This window comes from Rhodococcus sp. 06-1460-1B, from assembly GCF_002258475.1.
Classification (GTDB): Bacteria; Actinomycetota; Actinomycetes; order Mycobacteriales; family Mycobacteriaceae; genus Rhodococcoides; species Rhodococcoides fascians.
Map to the genome: position 1 here is coordinate 1 of NZ_NOYS01000015.1, position 17,681 is coordinate 17,681.

25 protein-coding genes are annotated in these 17,681 nt (G+C 65.1%); 19 read left to right on the forward strand and 6 right to left on the reverse strand.

Annotation, left to right across the window (positions count from 1 at the left end; genetic code table 11):
• The 6 genes from CH268_RS05720 to CH268_RS27765 form a co-directional block, all read left to right on the forward strand.
• Positions 1-390, forward strand: a 390-nt coding sequence (locus tag CH268_RS05720; RefSeq protein WP_141215087.1) for an ImmA/IrrE family metallo-endopeptidase, incomplete at its 5' end; no start/stop codon positions are given.
• Between the two features lie 372 nt (positions 391-762).
• Positions 763-999, forward strand: a complete 237-nt coding sequence (locus tag CH268_RS05725) for a hypothetical protein (RefSeq protein ID WP_094662873.1) — start codon at positions 763-765, stop codon at positions 997-999.
• 45 nt (positions 1,000-1,044) lie between these two features.
• Positions 1,045-1,344: a hypothetical protein gene (locus CH268_RS05730; protein ID WP_094662875.1), complete on the forward strand. Its 300-nt coding sequence runs from the start codon at positions 1,045-1,047 to the stop codon at positions 1,342-1,344.
• 67 nt (positions 1,345-1,411) lie between these two features.
• Positions 1,412-1,744 (forward strand): hypothetical protein, encoded by a 333-nt coding sequence (locus CH268_RS05735; protein ID WP_094662877.1) that lies wholly within the window; start codon positions 1,412-1,414, stop codon positions 1,742-1,744.
• Positions 1,741-1,911 (forward strand): hypothetical protein, encoded by a 171-nt coding sequence (locus CH268_RS27760; RefSeq protein WP_165839653.1) that lies wholly within the window; start codon positions 1,741-1,743, stop codon positions 1,909-1,911. Before CH268_RS05735 ends, CH268_RS27760 begins: the two co-directional genes overlap by 4 nt.
• Before the next feature lie 257 nt (positions 1,912-2,168).
• A complete protein-coding gene (locus CH268_RS27765) occupies positions 2,169-2,333 on the forward strand; it encodes a hypothetical protein (RefSeq protein ID WP_176457852.1) in 165 nt (54 codons plus the stop codon).
• A gap of 11 nt (positions 2,334-2,344) precedes the next feature.
• On the opposite strand, the gene CH268_RS05745 is transcribed toward CH268_RS27765, so the two are convergent.
• Complete coding sequence (locus tag CH268_RS05745) at positions 2,345-2,734, reverse strand: hypothetical protein (RefSeq protein WP_094662881.1); 390 nt, start codon at positions 2,732-2,734, stop codon at positions 2,345-2,347.
• Positions 2,735-3,426: 692 nt separating this feature from the next.
• Between CH268_RS05745 and CH268_RS05750 the strand changes: the two genes are divergently transcribed.
• On the forward strand, positions 3,427-3,714 hold the full coding sequence (locus tag CH268_RS05750) for a hypothetical protein (RefSeq protein ID WP_094662883.1): 288 nt from the start codon (positions 3,427-3,429) through the stop codon (positions 3,712-3,714).
• Positions 3,715-3,812: 98 nt separating this feature from the next.
• Complete coding sequence (locus tag CH268_RS05755) at positions 3,813-5,537, forward strand: ParB/RepB/Spo0J family partition protein (protein ID WP_094662885.1); 1,725 nt, start codon at positions 3,813-3,815, stop codon at positions 5,535-5,537.
• Between the two features lie 37 nt (positions 5,538-5,574).
• Here CH268_RS05755 and CH268_RS05760 read toward each other — a convergent pair whose 3' ends face one another.
• The 3 genes from CH268_RS05760 to CH268_RS05770 all read right to left on the reverse strand — a co-directional run bounded on the left by CH268_RS05760 (position 5,575) and on the right by CH268_RS05770 (position 7,281).
• Entirely contained in the window at positions 5,575-5,760 is a 186-nt protein-coding gene (locus CH268_RS05760; protein WP_094662887.1) for a hypothetical protein, read from the reverse strand.
• 137 nt (positions 5,761-5,897) lie between these two features.
• On the reverse strand, positions 5,898-6,266 hold the full coding sequence (locus tag CH268_RS05765; RefSeq protein ID WP_094662889.1) for a histone-like nucleoid-structuring protein Lsr2: 369 nt from the start codon (positions 6,264-6,266) through the stop codon (positions 5,898-5,900).
• Positions 6,267-6,354: 88 nt separating this feature from the next.
• On the reverse strand, positions 6,355-7,281 hold the full coding sequence (locus CH268_RS05770) for an ATP-dependent DNA ligase (RefSeq protein WP_369597497.1): 927 nt from the start codon (positions 7,279-7,281) through the stop codon (positions 6,355-6,357).
• A gap of 100 nt (positions 7,282-7,381) precedes the next feature.
• On the opposite strand from CH268_RS05770, the gene CH268_RS05775 reads away from it, so the two are divergent.
• The 5 genes from CH268_RS05775 (at position 7,382) to CH268_RS05795 (ending at position 12,418) form a co-directional block, all read left to right on the forward strand.
• A complete protein-coding gene (locus CH268_RS05775; RefSeq protein WP_217900897.1) occupies positions 7,382-8,545 on the forward strand; it encodes a tyrosine-type recombinase/integrase in 1,164 nt (387 codons plus the stop codon).
• A gap of 3 nt (positions 8,546-8,548) precedes the next feature.
• Positions 8,549-8,881 (forward strand): helix-turn-helix domain-containing protein, encoded by a 333-nt coding sequence (locus CH268_RS05780; RefSeq protein WP_176457853.1) that lies wholly within the window; start codon positions 8,549-8,551, stop codon positions 8,879-8,881.
• Between the two features lie 71 nt (positions 8,882-8,952).
• Positions 8,953-9,813: a hypothetical protein gene (locus CH268_RS05785; RefSeq protein ID WP_141215088.1), complete on the forward strand. Its 861-nt coding sequence runs from the start codon at positions 8,953-8,955 to the stop codon at positions 9,811-9,813.
• 156 nt (positions 9,814-9,969) lie between these two features.
• The gene (locus CH268_RS05790) at positions 9,970-10,200 is read left to right on the forward strand and encodes a heavy-metal-associated domain-containing protein (RefSeq protein ID WP_094662893.1); all 231 of its coding nucleotides are present in this window, start codon (positions 9,970-9,972) and stop codon (positions 10,198-10,200) included.
• Between the two features lie 34 nt (positions 10,201-10,234).
• Positions 10,235-12,418 (forward strand): heavy metal translocating P-type ATPase, encoded by a 2,184-nt coding sequence (locus tag CH268_RS05795; RefSeq protein ID WP_094662895.1) that lies wholly within the window; start codon positions 10,235-10,237, stop codon positions 12,416-12,418.
• A 106-nt stretch (positions 12,419-12,524) separates the two neighbouring features.
• On the opposite strand, the gene CH268_RS05800 is transcribed toward CH268_RS05795, so the two are convergent.
• Together CH268_RS05800 and CH268_RS05805 are read right to left on the reverse strand one after the other, a co-directional pair.
• Complete coding sequence (locus tag CH268_RS05800) at positions 12,525-13,151, reverse strand: DUF305 domain-containing protein (RefSeq protein ID WP_094626845.1); 627 nt, start codon at positions 13,149-13,151, stop codon at positions 12,525-12,527.
• 85 nt (positions 13,152-13,236) lie between these two features.
• A complete protein-coding gene (locus CH268_RS05805) occupies positions 13,237-13,671 on the reverse strand; it encodes a DUF6153 family protein (protein ID WP_094626844.1) in 435 nt (144 codons plus the stop codon).
• A 604-nt stretch (positions 13,672-14,275) separates the two neighbouring features.
• On the opposite strand from CH268_RS05805, the gene CH268_RS05810 reads away from it, so the two are divergent.
• The 6 genes from CH268_RS05810 to CH268_RS05825 all read left to right on the forward strand — a co-directional run bounded on the left by CH268_RS05810 (position 14,276) and on the right by CH268_RS05825 (position 17,681).
• A complete protein-coding gene (locus tag CH268_RS05810) occupies positions 14,276-14,536 on the forward strand; it encodes a hypothetical protein (protein WP_094662897.1) in 261 nt (86 codons plus the stop codon).
• Positions 14,537-14,896: 360 nt separating this feature from the next.
• Positions 14,897-15,061 (forward strand): hypothetical protein, encoded by a 165-nt coding sequence (locus tag CH268_RS27770; RefSeq protein WP_176457854.1) that lies wholly within the window; start codon positions 14,897-14,899, stop codon positions 15,059-15,061.
• Positions 15,062-15,147: 86 nt separating this feature from the next.
• Entirely contained in the window at positions 15,148-16,002 is an 855-nt protein-coding gene (locus CH268_RS05815; protein ID WP_094662899.1) for a hypothetical protein, read from the forward strand.
• Positions 15,999-16,346 carry a hypothetical protein gene (locus CH268_RS05820; RefSeq protein ID WP_094662901.1) on the forward strand — a complete coding sequence of 116 codons (348 nt, stop codon included), beginning with the start codon at positions 15,999-16,001 and terminating at the stop codon, positions 16,344-16,346. The genes CH268_RS05815 and CH268_RS05820 overlap by 4 nt, the downstream gene beginning before the upstream one ends.
• Positions 16,347-16,440: 94 nt before the next feature.
• Positions 16,441-16,605, forward strand: a complete 165-nt coding sequence (locus CH268_RS27775) for a hypothetical protein (protein ID WP_176457855.1) — start codon at positions 16,441-16,443, stop codon at positions 16,603-16,605.
• Positions 16,606-16,682: 77 nt separating this feature from the next.
• Positions 16,683-17,681 (forward strand): hypothetical protein, encoded by a 999-nt coding sequence (locus CH268_RS05825; protein WP_141215090.1) that lies wholly within the window; start codon positions 16,683-16,685, stop codon positions 17,679-17,681.

Consider the following 17,681-nt stretch of genomic DNA (forward strand, 5'->3'; position numbering starts at 1 on the left):
GGCTACACCACCACCGACGGCTCCCACCGGATCGTCGTCGACGCAGCCCTCGAACCCGCAGCGGCCGCGAAAACGATGATCCACGAGGCAGCGCACGCGCTCATGCACGCACCCGACCTCATCGGCCCCGAAGCCCGAAAGGACCTGCACCGCGGCCGGATGGAGGTCGAAGCCGAATCCGTCGCCTACGTCCTGGCCGGGATGCTCGGACTCGACACCAGCGCCTACAGCGTCGGCTACATCGCAGGATGGGCCGCAGGAGACCCCGAGCAGGTCACCGCCACCGCGAAAGCGGTACTGACCGCAGTCCACGAGCTGGCCGACGCCGTCGACCCTGCCGCCGCCGAGTCGGACGACGGCGAGGACACCGGGACCGGGGAGGCCGCGTAGCCGGTCGGGGCAGGGTTCGCCGGCCGAGAGTTCCGGCCGGGCGGATCAGGCCACCTGCGGTGTCCACCGAATCGAGCTCCGCTGCGCTCCGCACTCGAAAGAGCAGAGACGTTTTTTCACAGCGGTTCTGGCTACCGGCGAGCATTCATCACCCGTGCCCGCCGCCTCAACCCCTCGCTTCGCTGCGCTACGACCGAAGGCTCCGAACACTTTTCGTCCCGTGCTCGCTGCGCTCCCACGAAAACTGTCCGGCCGAAGGGTTGCCTCGTCGGCCCCGTGCGCTGACTTCTCTCCTCACGCCAGAAACGGCGAAAAAACGTGGGGGAGGACGCAAGACCGACCCGGCACCAGTTCCGAAGGGCAGCAACACTTATGACCGAGACCACGAACACCGACACCGCTACCTGCATCGCGGACGGACCCGACTGCACCGGCGACGTCGAATACCGGGACGCACTGTCCGGAACCGGAGTAGCGCACCCCAGATGCGACAAGCACTGGCAAGACCGCCTCGACCTCGAAGACGACCTCCGACGCCGCTACCCGGCCCACGCACCCGCCGACTTCGACCCCACCTACGCAGGCGAGCACTGGAACGAGGACTACTGACCCGCCACGCCCACCACCGATCGACCAGACCGAGGAGTACAAGTCATGACCGCCAACGACACCGACGACTACTGGACCATCTACGACAAGGCCCTCGACGCGGCCGCAGAATGCCGGAGCGTCGAATCGCTGATCGACACCCTCAACCGCTACTACCCGCCCTCGTCCGGAGTCGCGTTCTTCCCCAACGGGGCCGACCGCGACCTACTCGGCACCCTCACCGACGCCGGACACTTCGATACCGTCTGGGTCCACGCGGACTACCACTTCGCGCTCCGTGACGGCCGCGGAGACGGATTCACCTACATCGAAGGCGACATCGTCCGCGGAACCTCACGCCGGTAACCCACCGCCCCGGTGCCAGACGGCACCGGGGCCACCAACCCCGCACCACCTGGAAGGAACGCCCCTGATGCCCGCTCAAGCATGGGTCACCCTGATCGTCGGCGTCCTCGCCGTCGTCGGCGTCGCCCTGACCGTCCGCCAACGCACCGTGGCCGACAAACGCGCCCAAGCCTGGCAACGGATCACCTGGTGCCTCGAACGCACCACCAGCGACAACGACACCGAAGCCGAACTCGGATGGGACATCTACGCCACCGTCACCGACTCCGCACTGATCACCCGAACCGAACAGGACGTCCTCGTCGCGGTCTCCGACCGAGCTGCAGCCCGACGCGCACTGGCGGACCAGGGCCAAAGCGAGGACACTGACAACCAGAACGAGCAGGAGGACCCACGATGACCACCACCGAAAAGCGCACCGACCGCCCCGCCGAGCGTCCTCGAGTCGCCGCCGCAGCAGCCCGCGCCTCGATCGCGCTCCGCGAACGCACCGGCCGCGAGGTACCCCAGTGGCTCCGTGATACCGCCGAAGGGCGCCCGACCACCCCACCCGCCGAGCTGACCTGACACAGACACCAGACGCAGACCAACAAGGCCCGCACCCCGACACCGGGTGCGGGCCTTGTTCGTTACCTGGGGACGAGGCAACGCCGCGAGTAGGGCCGGGCCGCCCCGTGGGTGTCCCACCGAATCGAACTCCGCTGCGCTCCGCACTGCCACACCCCGACCACAGCGCAGATAGGCCGCCCTAGCATGTGCGGTTCAGACTTCAACCCGTTGCAGCGCAACACAATCTGTCGGTACCCGATGCCACACTCGAGTCCATGCGAATCCGAACCATCGACGGACCACCACTACCCGCCGAGATCGCCGAGATGACTGCCCGCGCACTCGCTCTGACGCAGCTACACCACGCCACCGGACGATCCACCAGCGCGAACAACGCCGCAATGGACCGTCCGGACGCACTCACCAGCGCAGTCGAATAGAGAAGGGTCGATCAGACGCTGCCCGACCCGCACTTCGGAACGCCGGGCTGATTCCCGACGAACGACGAATGCACGAACAACCAGCCCACATACCCGCTCGTGAGCTGGACATAGACCTTGAACCACCGCGGCGAACCGTTGTACGAGGCTCCGTCCCACCAGCACGACATGTCCGAGACCTGATACGTCGACCCCGAACCGTCGTAGGCCACTTGACCCATCAGGCACGAGGACAAGCTCACGCAACTACGCGCGTTCGCGCCGACCGCGACATGAGCACCCGACGCCGCATTCGCCGCAGGCGCAACCGCCAACGCCGACATCGCCAACGCCACGAACAGAACAACACCGACAACCGAACGACGCACCGCAGCCTTCGCCCGGGAAGTGAAAGAACGCATGGTCAACCAACTTTCTCGAGAGGAAAGTAGAACGAACCATCGCAGTATCACCCCACACAACACTGCCGCGATGTCCTCCAATCGACGGACCCAAACAGCCTCGAAACTGTTACACCACAACTCGATTCACCCCATCGCCTCGATACCCGACCGATAGAAGCGACAGTTACCGCTTGCACCCACCCGATCGGGGAAACCGACCGAACCACCCCAGGGCAGCAGGCGCACCCTCAACAGATCCGCGCTACCGCGACACCGAACGTGGCCGGCCTGCGTCGCTCCCGCACAGTCACCCTGCCGATTTCCGCTGGTGGGAGGTGGCCACGCCGCCGGCGTCGACCAACGGTCCTGCATCCCGCCTGCCGGCGGTGCCGGCCACCTGCGGTGTCCCCCGAAATGAACTCCGCTGCGCTCCGCACTCACAAGAGCAAAAACGTTTTTTCACTCCGGTTCTGGCTACCGGCGAGCATCCATCACCCGTGCCCGCCGCCTCAACCCCTCGCTCCGCTGCGCTACGGCCAAGGCTCCGAACACTTTTCGTAGAGCAGTCGCTGCGCTCCCACGAAAACTGTCCGAGACGAGGGGTTGCCCCGTCGTCCCCGTGCGCTGGTTTCTCTCCTCACGCCAGAAACGGCGAAAAAACGTGGCAGGGCAACAAGGTCCGGCCACCAGTTGAGAAGGGAAGTAGCGACATGCACGACACCATCACAGGACCGAGGACGGTGGGACTGCACACGGCGATCATGGCCGCGATCGGTCAGGTACCGGAGCAGGTCAAGACCCATGCACTCGCGCAGGTCACCGCCTACACCGAGCAGGTCAACCGAGCCGCAGCGGACGCGAACTCGACCACCGTCGATGCGCACCTCGAGCGGGCCGCGTTCTGGGCATGCACCGCCCGCGAAAACGGAGCCAGTGAGGCTGAAATCCACGCCGCACGGCTCGCAGGCCACCACCAGGTAGCCACCGCTCAGCAGTAACCCCCAGGCCCGTACAGGCCCGGAAACAAGAAAACACCGGACAGGTCCTAGCTGCCCGGTGTCTCCAGCCGAAGAATCTACCAGGGAGAGACACCACCATGACCGCAAGCATCGAAACCGCCACCGCCGCAACCGAAGCCCCCACGACCGGCACCACGCCGGTCGTGGGGGCGGGCGAGGAGTTCGCCCGCCTGCACCCCAACGCCCTCGAGGTCGGCCCCAACGTCCGCGACGAGGTCGACACCGACTCGGACGAGTTCCGCGCCGTCGTCGCCTCCATCACCGAACATGGTGTGCTCCTGCCGATCCTCGCCTGCCGCGACGGCGACCGCATCGTGGTCATCGACGGGCAGGTCCGCACCCTGGCTGCTCTCGAAGCCGGGGTCGACAGTGTGCCGGTGCTGATTCGGTCGACTGCGAGCAAGGCCAAGGACCGCGAAATCGAACGCCTCACCCAGCAGGTGAACACCAACGACCGCCGTATCGACCTCACCGACGGTCAACGCGCGAAAGCTGTGACCGCGATGTTCGAGCTCGGTCTGTCAGCTACCAAGATCGCCAAGACGATGCAGTACGACAACCGGGAGACCGCCAAAGCCGCAGGGACAGCGGGCCGGTCGCAGACAGCTCGCGAGGCGCTTGACGCCGGACAGCTCGACCTCGAGCAGGCGGCAGTGGTCGCGGTGTTCGACGCCGACGGCGACACCGAGGCCGTCGAGAGGCTGCTCGACGCCGGGTCGTGGTTCCACTCTGTCGCACAGGAGCTGATCGCGGACCGCGCCGAACGCAAGGCCCGCGCCGAAGCCGGTACCCCGTATGCCGAGAAAGGTATGACCGTCCTCGAGGAAGAACCCGACTACGACAGCCCCTACGTCGCTGCTGAGGACTTGGTGACCGCAGACGGAGACCCGGTCACCGAGGCCGTCATCGACGCCGCTGCCGAGCACTGGGCGGTGTGGCTGACTGCCGACGAGCAGATCACCCTAACCGCGACTGGAGAGGTGATCGAGTCGGAGTCGATCGACTGGGCGACCGAAGGAGCCCCGAAAGCCGTCGCCGCCGAGGGCTACCACCACCACAAGGACGTCACCGTCGCCCAGGTGTGGGTGCCGGAGTACTTCATTGCCGACCCCGACGCGGCCGGTGTGAAACTGGGACCGATCCTCGCCGCAGCGTCGAGTGAACCTGACGAGGCCGACGACCAGGCCGCAGCAGAGAGGAAGGCACGCGAGAAGAAAGCAGCGCAGGCAGCGCTCGCGGAGAAGGAAGCCGAGAAGGCCACTCGGCGGCGCACCGTCGCACTGAACAAGGCCAGCGCCGCCGCGGCGATCGTCCGCAAGGAATGGCTGAGCAAGTTCCTGACCCGCAAGACCCTGCCGAAAGGGGCAGGGAAGTGGATCACCGAAACCCTCGTCGACGAGCCGGGACTGTTGACCGAGAACAAAGCGGCGCAGTACCTCACGGAGCTGCTCGGTGTCACCGTGCCCGCCGACACGAGCCCCAGCGCCGGATACCCCGGTGTCGCGGACAAGGCCGCGCGGCGAGCGCTCGCCGCCACGATCGACAAGACGCCCAGCGAGACCCGCGCGCAGGTGATCCTGCTCGCGCAGATCCTCGCCGCCTACGAGGCACGAGTGAGCGGCAAGGGCAACGACTCGTGGCGTCGCACGTCCTGGGGCAACCAGGACAACTACCTGGGCTTCCTCGACCAGCACGGCCACGTGCTGACCGTGGTCGAGCAGGCCGCAGCCGGAATGCTCACCCCCGAGCAGGCGTATGACGCGCTCACCGCGCCCAGTGAGGACAACGCCGCCGATCAGTAAAGAGGAGGGGTGGCGGGCATCGTGTGCCCGCCACCCCTCATTCGTCGTTGCGGTCGGTGCGGGTACTGCCGAGGCTGAGCACCGCCGCTATTGCGGCTCCGACGAGCAGCAGCGTCACCGCGCTGTCGCTGCGTTCGGACGAGCTGAGCTCACCCCAGGTCAAGAGCCGAGCGACAACAGCGATCGCGTACAGGCCGAGGGCGGCACTTCGATATCTGTCCATCGCCGGACAGTATCGGCCCCACAGCGCAGGTGGGGAAGCGTCCCCGGCCCGGTCGAGGGGGCTGCCGCCGCCCTCGAGCTCCCCCGCTCGACGCCCACCACCGGAGTGCTCACGACGCGCAGGCGGCTCACCGCCCGTCAGTGTGCGGCGTTGTACGCCTCTTCGATGTCGGCCGGGATGCGGCCACGACTGCTGAGCTCGTAGCCCTCGTCGAATGCCCACTGCCGGATCGCGCGGGTCTGCGCCGGATCACGCGAGGCCGATGTCCCGGTCTTCGCTGGCGTCGTCGCGCCGGCGGGGGAGGGCTTACGCTTGCGGCCACCGACCCGAGTGGAATGCTCGATGTAGTAGTCGAGCTTCCTGTGAAACTCGTTGGCGTTCTTCGCTCTCAGGTCGATCACGTACTCGACACCGTTGACCGCGAATTCGATGGTCTCGCCGGAATCGTCGTCGATGACCGACCCGTCGATATCGTCCACCAATTGGGTTGTCACTCGTTTGGCCACAGCCGGAAAACCTTTCGATCACACTCAATGTCAGGGACTCGGTCACCGGCCAGCGTAACCAACGAATGTGGCGATGAGCTGCACCCTTTCATGTCACGACATCATGGGGTGCGATGTCGGATCGGATTCCTTTGAATGCGGGATGCCGTAAACGTCCCGTTGTCGACTGTTCGCGGTATTCCACGGTCGCCACCAATTCCGGTGTCACCCAGGACACTCCGACTGCGTCGGTGCGGGGAATCGGACCGTGCAGCGCACTGCCGGTACGGGTGCGCTCGATGAGTGTGCTCCGCAGTTCGCGGCGCATCCGATCGGTGAAACCCGTTCCGACACGGCCGATGTAGACCAACTCACCCGCCTCGTCGTACGCTCCGAGGAGCAGAGCCGCCAGTGTCCCACCGGCGCGGCCGCCCGTCGGAACCCATCCGCAGATCACGCCTTCGCGTGTGTTCCGGATCGGAACCTTGACCCACGACGGCGACCGGATCCCCGATCGGTACACCGACTCCGCTTTCTTCGCCACGACCCCCTCGATACCGTTGTCGGCGGCAATGCCCATCAACGTCTCCCCGTCGATTCCCGTCATATTCGGCGGCACCTGTACCCGCCGCCCGTCGGCCACTCCGAGACCCTCGAGCAGCGCACGGCGCTGCGTGTAAGGCAGCGTCCGGACCGATTCGCCGTCGACGTCGAGGACATCGAACACGAAATTCGTCACCGGGGTCGACCGCAGCAACGCCGCCGACGGCCGCGCGACATGCATTCGGCGTTGCAGCAGCCCGAAATCGGGCCGACCGCCCGAATCCAGTGCCACCAACTCTCCGTCCAGGGTCACCGATCGACCCGCCGTCGTGTCCGACAACGCCGCCGCCACGTCCGGGAACGAGGGGGAGATGTCGTTTCCGTTGCGCGAGAACAGCTTCACCCGCGATGCGCCGTCGACAACGCTGACTCCGCGTTGGCCACTGGAGTCCGCACGGGTTCGATCGGCTGCCAGGAACCGGTGTAAGCCCAGGTTCCCTGGTCAGAGCAACGATTCTTCTTCATTCCGTGGTCGCTCAAATTTCATCAGTTACTCGTAGATTCTGCGAGTTCCTCGCATAAGTTCACTGTTCGTGTCAGATTTCGCTACTCGTCGGCAGCGACGTATCGCTGCCGACGGCGCATCGAGTGCCGCGCGGGTCGGCAGTGGGGAACTTGCGGACGTCGAATCGCTGCAGCGGCTGGCGTCGGCGTCAGGGGACGACGAACACGACTTCTTCCGTAACACGCTGGTCGAATACGGATGGGCCAGAGATGTGGCGGGTCTGAGCCCGGCGACGTTGCAGAGAATCATGTATCCCGTGATCGAGATATGCGATTACTTCGATTGTGTGCCATGGCGATTGACCCAGAAGCAGTTCGATCAGTACTTTGCCGGTCCCGGTAAGCGCAGTCACGCAACCATCCGCAAGAAGACAGTTCAGATCGACAACTACTACCGATTCCTCGAGCACCGCTACGCCGGTGAGCTGCTCCGAGCGTTCGGTGTCGGTGTCGGTGTCGAGTCGCCGGTCGACCCGTTCAACCGGCCGAGACACAGGGGTGATTTCGCGCTGCGGATTCCTCCCACTCGACGAGCGATGACAGCGTTCTTCGCCGAGTGGAGAGAGGCCCTGCCGCGCTCACGCAAGTACCACGTGAGCGCGCGCGACTACACCATGGCGAAGATTGCGTACCTGTCCGGTGCGCGCGCGTCGGAGCTGTGTGCGGTGAGGATCGGCGACATTCATTGGGAAGCGGGACAGTGGGGCCGCTTCGTCGTCGTGGGTAAGGGCGCTCGCGGATCAGGTCCACGCGAACGGCAAGCGTTTCTCTTCGAAGAGGGGAGAGAGCTGCTGTGGTGGTATCTCGAACAGATCCGGGGCGAGTTCAGCGACGACCCGACCGACGCGGGCGCACCGTTGTGGCCATCGGAACGCTTGCCGACCGCCGTCGCGGCGCTCAACCTCGCCGTTGCACCCGCGATTCAGCCCTCGACTTTCCGCCGCAATCTCAAAGCTGCGTCGCACCTTCATCTGAACGGCCCGGTGCGGGAGCTCTACCCCCATCTGCTGCGTCACGCCTGCGCCACCCACAACTACCAACAAGGCATGCCCTTGTGGGATGTGCAGAAGATGCTCGGCCACGAATGGGCGAGCACCACTGTGGGCTATTTGGCGTCGGCCGGAGCCGACCCGGAACGGTCTGTCATCGAGTCGACACAACGCGCCGTGCGGCGCTTGAGTACGGAGAATTAGAAGATGAAATGGAACCTGCGCATGGTCGCGGCGCAACGCGACATCTGGCGTCCGACGCAGCTACTCAAAGCATTCGAGCAGGTCGACTTCCACCCGTCACTGAGCAAGACTGCGGCCCTGTGGTCTTCGGCGCCGGTCACGATCCGTCTCGATGACCTGGACAAGATCTGTGCGGCGTTGAACTGCACTGTCAGTGATCTGATGCTGGCGGAAGCTGTTCACAGCGTGGATCTCGACGCAGCTCCAGCACGCGCAATCGGTGATCGGTCGGGCCCGGCCGCACCCGCTACCGGGACCAGGAAGCGCGGAGCCCGCCGCGTCCCACCTCCCAACTGATGTCGGAACGAAACCCTGCCGATGGGGTGGCGGCAAGCAATGCCGCCCGGCACACCGAGCGCACCATACGGATGATCGAGCAAACACCCGCGCAGTTCCGCGACGACGTGCAGGCGTGGGTCACTGCGTTGGGCGGCCGCGGTCGACGTAAGTCCAGACCGCTGACGGAAGTGACCATTGCCCTCTATCTCAATTTCGCGCAACCGGTCTTGCATGAATGGGCTGAGACACACCAAAGCCTGCGATCTGTCGAAACTGTCGACATCGAGCGCGCGCTGAGCCGTCACTCAGGGCAGTCGAGACACAACGTGCACACGGCCCTGAGGTCGCTCTTCCGCGGACTCAAACGCGAACGTCGCATCTTCGCCGACCCTGCCCGAGAGGTCGCTGGTCGGTACAGCCGCAGGATCCTCAGACCGTTGCCGTCCGACCGCGTGCATGGGCTGTTGGATCAGCTGAGCAGGCCCGATGACCGGGTGATTCTGGCGCTCGTCGCGGTCCACGCGCTGACGATCGAAGAGGTCATCGGCTTCCGACTCGACCATCTCGACCGTTCGGCAGGACGAGCAACCGTCACCCGTACGCACACCCGCCACACGTTCTGGTTGGACGAGTTCACCGCTGAGGTGCTCCGCGACTGGCTGATCTACCGTCAGCTGCGGTGGCCGACCAGCACGAATCCGTACTTGCTGATCACCCGGATAACTGCGCCTACCGCGCTGCCGGGCAGTCGCCACTACATCACCCGGCCATTCCGTGACCTCGGCATCACCGCCCGCGAACTGCGTGTCGATCGCATCCTCGACGAGGCCGCCCACAGTGGCGACCCAGTTGCCCTGATGACCGTGTTCGGTATCGGCACCACCACTGCGGTCCGCTATGTCAGGACTGCGCACCCAGGCCGATTCGACGTAGACCCCACCGCACCATGACTCGATCCGAAGTTCGGCCAACGGACTGGTCTTCGCCGCAGGTTCGTAAGCCACTCGACGCAGCCAACGGCCTTCCGAAACATACGGGGAGGGGGTATGGTCGACATGTCATCGAGATACCCCCAGGGGGTATCTAAGCAGCCAGAGGAGCGCGACATGATCACCACGGTTTACAAAGTCACGGGCATGACCTGCGGTCACTGCGAAGCGGCAGTCCGGGAGGAAGTAAGCACCGTTGCAGGAGTCGACACGGTCGAGGCATTTGCAGCTGCGGGAACTCTGACGGTGACAAGTGCTGACGTGCCCGACCACGCCGGTGTCATCGCAGCTGTCCGCGAGGCTGGATACACAGTCGAACCGCAACCCAAAGATTCGCGCACCGCGTAACCGCTGAACCTGGTGGAGAGAAGGATTTCCCGCGATGAACAACCACACACATGCCGACGCTGGCGGAGCCGAGACAGCGGGCACGCTGCCGGGCCACGATGCATCCGAACACAGCGCAGCCCACTCCGGCCATGGCGAGAAGGAACACGAAGGCCATACAGGTCACGAAGGCCATACCGGTCACGGTGGCCACGCCGGTCATGGGGACCACGTCGGCATGTTCCGTCGTCTGTTCTGGATCATGCTGGTCCTCGCCCTTCCGGTGATCGTTGCCTCGAACATGTTCGCGATGCTCCTCGGATACTCACTGCCCGACTCATCGTGGATCGCCTGGGTCTCCCCGGTGCTCGGAACGGTGATGTATGCCTGGGGCGGTTCCCCGTTCCTCTCCGGAGCAGTCAGCGAAATCCGTTCACGTGCACCGGGAATGATGCTGCTCATCGCCCTCGCGATCACCGTCGCATTCGTCGCGTCGATGGGAGCAAGCCTCGGCCTGCTCGATCATCAGCTCGACTTCTGGTGGGAACTGGCCCTGCTGATCGTGATCATGCTGCTCGGGCACTGGATCGAAATGCGATCCCTCGCGCAGACCACCTCCGCTCTGGACTCGTTGGCGGCGCTGCTTCCGGACACCGCCGAACGCGTCGACGGCGACGATGTGGTGCCGGTGCCCCCGTCCGAGCTGCAGCTCGGTGATGTCGTCGTCGTGCGCCCCGGTGGCCGCGTACCGGCCGACGGCACCATCGTCTCCGGATCGGCGAGCATGGACGAATCGATGATCACCGGCGAATCACGCACCGTCCGCCGCAGCGACGGCGACCAAGTCGTCGCCGGCACTGTCGCCACCGACTCCGGTCTCCGCATCAAGGTCACCGCAGTAGGGGAGGACACCGCCCTCGCCGGCATCGGCCGCCTGGTCGCCGACGCCCAGAACTCGACCTCGCGGGCCCAGCGCATCGCCGACACCGCCGCCGGCTGGCTGTTCTGGTTCGCTCTCGGATCTGCGATCATCACCGCGTTGGTGTGGACGCTATTCGGGATGCCCGACGACGCCGTCATCCGCACCATCACCGTGTTGGTCATCGCCTGCCCGCACGCACTCGGACTCGCGATCCCGCTGGTGGTCTCCATCGCCACCGAACGTGCCGCCCGCGGCGGGGTTCTGGTCAAGGACCGGCTCGCACTCGAAACCATGCGCACGGTGGACACCGTGCTCTTCGACAAGACCGGGACCCTCACCAAGGGTGAACCCACCGTCACCGCAATCGAGGTGACGAACGGGCGCACCGCCGACAATGTCCTCGCTTTGGCTGCTGCCGCAGAAGCCGACTCAGAGCACCCACTCGCACGGGCCATCGTTGCGGCCGCACGCGCGCGGAACCTGACCGTCCCGGCTGCAGCAGACTTCCAGTCGTCTCCCGCCGTCGGGGTCTCTGCGGACGTCGACGGCACCCGCGTGCAGGTCGGCGGGCCCGCGCTGCTCGAGCAGGAACACGGATCCGAACTTGCTGTCGCCGACCGGTGGCGGGGCGACGGGGCGATCATCCTGCACGTCCTCGCCGACGGTGCCGTGATCGGTGCCCTTGCGCTCGCCGATGAGATCCGGCCCGAATCACGCACGGCAATCGACGCGCTCCACGCCCGCGGAGTCGCGGTGGTGATGATCACCGGTGATGCCGATGCCGTCGCGAAGTCCGTCGCGACCGAACTCGGTGTGGACCGCTACTTCGCCGGGGTGAAACCGGAAGACAAGTCCCACAACGTCGCTGAACTGCAGAGTGAAGGACGCACGGTGGCGATGGTCGGCGACGGAGTCAACGACGCCCCAGCGTTGGCACAGGCCGATGTCGGTATCGCGATCGGGGCCGGCACCGACGTCGCTATCGCGTCGGCAGGGGTGATCCTCGCCAGCGACGATCCGAGGTCGGTGTTGTCGGTGATCGAACTCTCGCGCGCCTCGTACCGGAAGATGAAGCAAAACCTCTGGTGGGCAGCGGGATACAACCTCATCTCAGTTCCGCTCGCGGCAGGAGTGCTCGCGCCGGTCGGGTTCGTGCTGCCCATGTCGATCGGCGCGATCCTGATGTCGCTGTCGACGATCATCGTCGCCGCGAACGCGCAGCTGCTTCGGCGACTCGACCTCACGCCCGACACCATCACCGGAGCGGTGAACGAGGGGAGTTCCAATTCTCCGTCGCAGCGCACACCGTCACTGTGAGAGCTGATCTCGTACCGGAAACGCAGCCCTGACGACTGCGAAGCGCTGATGGCCGCACCCTCTCCGCCGGAGAGGATGCGGCCATCGTTGTGTATAGCGGGCCGGGTCAGCCGAGCAGCCGCTGCATGGTCTCGATTTCCTGCTGCTGAGTGGCGACGATGGCGCGTGCCATCTCCAGGGCGTCAGGATTGGAACCGTCCGCGATTTCGGTGTTCGCCATCTCGATGGCACCGGTGTGGTGGGCGATCATCATCGTCAACCACTGGCGGTCGAATTCCGGTCCCGACGCTGCCATCAACGCGTCCATGTCCTGAGCGGTCATCATGCCGCTGCCGGAGCTGTGGTCCATCCCGCCCATCTGACTCATGTCAGCCGAGGGCGCGGGCTTACCCCACTCGGCCAGCCACGCCGTCATCTGGTCCATCTCGGGCTGTTGCGCGGATGCGATCGCCGATGCCAGTGACAGGACCTCCGTGTTGTCGGTGCGGCCTTCGGCCATGTCGGCCATCTCGACTGCTTGCGCGTGGTGCGGGTACATCATCTGCGCGAACATCACGTCGGCATCGTTGAACTGCGCCGTCGAACCCGCCGGCGCGGACGATGCCGGCGTCGAGGACATCGATCCCATCGAATGGCCATCCATCGACGAATCGGCCCCGTTGTCGCTACAGCCGACGACGAGGAACGCGCTCGCGGCAGCAGCAGCGATCGAGGCAATGACTTTGGTACGCATGAGGAAACTCCTTGCAAGAGTGAGTAGTACAGAGGATTCGATGTCGTTCGATCCGCCGACAGACACGCGTCTGTCGGGCTTCCTGTCACACTCGCAAGGTCACCGATCTGTCCAACTCCCACAACGTCCACGGCGGCGCACGCCCCCACGCGGAGTCGGTGCGCCCAACGATCCGGTTGACCAGCATCGGTACCGGGTCGATGGCTGCGCTCGTCGCCGGGACCGTCAGCGCGGGCCACGACGCTGTCGTGCCCACACAGGGGTGCATCATCTGGTGTGCCGACGGGCAGTCGTGCTCCCCGGTCATCACCGGAACCGACACCGAGTTGGCCATGCGGGACGGCGCTGCCATCGAGGCATGGCCGCCGCTCATCGACATGGACATGGACATCGAGCCGGTCACAGGCATCGACATCGGTGTCACCGAATGCATCAACAGCACACCGAACACCGTCAGTGCAATCAGCAAACCGACCATCGGAGCTGGACCCCGTCGACCGCGCCGGCTCACTGAGTGCATGCCCTCGACGATACCAAGAGATACCCCCTGGGGGTACATTCGTCTCTGCGCTTCGGTCTTCGATGCATTTTGTCAGACTTTCGTGGTGTCGAGACGGTCCGCGCCCGAAGGTCGACGACCCATGGTCCGTCGTCGATGCGGCGGCGTAGCGCAAGAGATCGTCCGGTGGTTGCCCGGCCTGCGAATGCGGTTGTCCCGCAGGGGTTAATGCTCTACGCACACGCGGGTTACGACGCTATAGTCCGCAGGTTTCTGCGAACCCGCGCAGTTACGTCCCACTTCCATTCCCACACCCATGCCGGTCCGGACGGGAGCGGCCCAGCAGTGGCGAGCATCGGAGACATCGGATTCGGGGGCATCGACGACGGATGCCCGCGTAGGGGATCGGCGAACCATCGAAAGCCGACCGCAGGCGGTCGCACGTCCCCTCCGGGGCCGCCCCATATGGGTCACCAAGCTGGTCGTACGAGTCGCCCGAGTCTGACATGTCGGGGACCCCGACCAGTCAACCCACGGTCGCAGGCTCCCTCTTCGGGGTTGACAGGCCACCCTCGTCATGTCGATCGGGGACGTCTCATCCGAACCTTTGGAAGGTGTCCCTGCCATGAACAGCAACGAACTGCTCAACGATCACCAGATCATCACCGAGCTCATCGGCAATGCCGCTCCGCTTCCCGCCGCAGATCCGCGCGCGGCCCGATGGGCCACCGAAGCGCTCGCGCTCGCCAGCGCAGCAGAGCTGCCCATCCTCATCGAGGAGGCCGAAGGAGTGCTCGGACGGATCGAGCACGACACCACCTGCCGGTGGTGCGCCGGGCAGCCGGGAGCAGCCATCCCGGTCGGGTCCTTCTGGTGCACCAACTGAAGCCAGGCCCTCCGAGGTCCCGGTCCCACCACGGGGCCGGGACCCCCTTTCTTTGCCTCCCACACGGGCTGGAATACCACCGACAGCACTGTCGTTGTAGAACTCGACGGCGTTCGATCCCAATGCCCCGGGTACCAACCATCAGCCGCTACGAGCGGCCACCTGCCGAGAGGCGCACTGGCGAACACCGTCACCCAACATCGAACAGGGCCACGCATCAACGATGCGCGGCCCTGGTTCATTCGAAACACATCCCGGCGTCGACGCGGCTACTGCCGCGTCTCCGAACCTCCCCGTCCAGTCATTCGAGTGAATGACTGTTGCGGGAACCGCCGCACCACCCCGTGCGTCCAATAAGACATGGACGACGACGAGTGCGCAGCCATCCGGTCGGAAGGCCACGACCCCGACCACCCGGCCGTCTCTCAGGCCCTCGACCAGGTGAAATGCGACCTCCGGCTATATCGGCACCTCGCCTGGACCTTCACTGCGGCCGACCTCGACGGCAGCGTCGTTCCCCGCTGACCCTGCTCACCAGCACATTCGACAGTCGAACACGCGTTCGATACTCTGACGGTAGTTCCTACCGGCACGGCGAAAGGTCGATCCCCATGGCCACCGTCGACGCGATCCCCGACCTGACCGGACTCGACAAGGCCACCCAACTCGATGTCCTGCGCCGCCGCATGGCCACCGTGCCCGGCGGCCGCCGCGACCACGCACCCACCGAACTCCCCACCATCACCGCACCCGAACCAGCGGCACCCATCGCGGGCGGCACGGACCTCACAGGCAAGACCGACGATCCGGAACCACTCAGCGCCGCTGTACGCGGCAAAACCCTGCGAACCATGCCTGTACCCCCACCGCTCGCCGAACTGCTCCCGCGTCGAGCTCTGACCCGCGGAACCGCCATCACCGTCGCCGGCGCCGGATCGATGCTCATCGCCCTCATTGCCGAAGCGTCCGCCGCCGGCCACCACGTCGCCCTCATCGGCCAACCGAGGTTGAGCCTGCTCGCCGTCCACGAACACGGCGGGGATCTCGCAAAAGTGCATCTCGTCGATCCCGGGGCAGGGGACCCGCTCGACGCCGCTTCCATTTGTCTCGACGGGCTGGATTTGGTCGTGACGACCGTGCACGGCCGAGACGTACCACCAACGCGCGCAAGGGCTTTGCTCGCACGCAACCGTCGTCACGCCAGTGTGCTGCTGCTGACGGACGGGCACATGCCCGGTATCGATCTCACGATCGCCTCCACCGTCGCGGGCTACGGCGGCATAGAGCAGGGCAGAGGACGCATCAAGTCCATCACTCTCGAGACCACCGTCCACGGCCGCGGAACACCACACCGCACCGGTCGCTACACCCTCACCGCCCCCACCTTCGGCGAGACAGGCCTGCGCTGGACACCCGCAGCCGCCGCCGCCCCCACCGTCCACCGACCCGTCGCCGTCGCGCAATGACCACCGACAACAAGGCCGCCGGCATCTTCGATGCCTGGCCCACCACCTTCGAGCCACCCACCCGACGCATCGTCGACCCACCGATGTCGGTGAACGTCAATGTCGCCCTCGCCATCGGACGATCCGGACGCGGAGGATTCCGCGACACCACACCCCTGAAAGTCCGCGCCGAAGGCCTCGCCATGGACACCACCGTCGACGGAACCCTCTTCGCATGGGCACGCACCGGAACCGGCGATTGGCTTGCCGCCGTGTCGTTCTCGATCCCCACCGGCAACAAGAGAGGCCGACTCGACCTCGACCGACAATGGTGCCCCGCCGCCGCCATCACACCCATCACATGACCGACACCACCACCACCACCACCACCGCGGTGGCCGTACGGATCGGCCTCGATCACCGACAATCAACACACACCACCGCAGCACAGGAGACCCAGTGAACATCGGCGACCGCTACCACCTCGCACCCGGAGCACCCGGCATCGTCGTCGTACGCGAGATCCAAGACGGAGGCCTCGTCCTCGTCGAAAACGAAACACCAGGCCCCGGCGTCTACCCCTACCTCGTCAAACCCGACACCCTCATACCCGCCGCCACCTGACCTCAGAGGTCCGAAACGATCAGCGACACAGTGGACGCCACCGACCGATGTCCGATGCGGCGACTATCATCCCGCAAATGACGACCGAGTCTTCGGCCCCTCAGAGTTGCGCCATCCATATGGAAGGTTGGCGACCCGAACTCGTTGACTGGCTCTGGAACGACGCGGCCGCTCACTCCTTGAGGGCGGCCTTCCAAGACCTCGCCGAGTTGTTGGCAGGCCTCGTCGACCGCCCTGGCGACACGACGCTGGTGATTGCAGTCGACTTCGTCGAAGCGGTGATGCGCCGGGACGACTCGTCAGTTCACTACTCCACGACTCGTGGGTCCGGAATGGTGGGCGGCCGCACGATGCCGCGCAAAGACGGCAAGACAGATGTTCTCATCGACGGCAACTGGCTCGTCGACCGCGACAGCTACGGCCGCATGATCCCCAAAGCATCCGGCGTGGAACTGATGCGCCGATCGATCCAGCACGAAGCCCAACACGTGGTGATGCACCAGAGAGGCAGCGGTTTCGAAGCATATGGACGCGAGAAAATTCCGGGTCTGATAGACGTTCACATGTTCGACTTCGCGAGTCTTATCCTCGACGAACATCGCGCCGAATGGGGAGCTATCGCACTCTCCGCACACGACTACCCCTCCACCTCTGATGTCGCCGAAGTTCTGTCCGCCCTCGGCACACAACTGACCGCGATCGATGAGTCATACCAACAGTCCCAGGACGTGCAAGCACTCATGGAGGGGACTCTCATTGCATGCCAACCATTTTGGGTATCTCTAGCCTACTGGGCTGCAGAGTATAGGTCACCGGATTCGATCGCATCGCTCCCGGAAGAGATCCTGCGGATACCTCTCTGGGAAAGGTACGTCGGCGACTCATGGCCGGCGATCTCCGACGCGTTCTGCAGGGTGCCCGTCGCGGACCTATCCACGAAACCGGAGAAGTTGCATGAGGCAGCGCGATCTATGGCTGCGGCACTTCGCGCTTCTCTGCAGGTCATTGGATTTCGCTACGTCGAAGACGATGCGGGTTCGGAGTTCCGCATCGATCGATACGACTTCATATCTTGA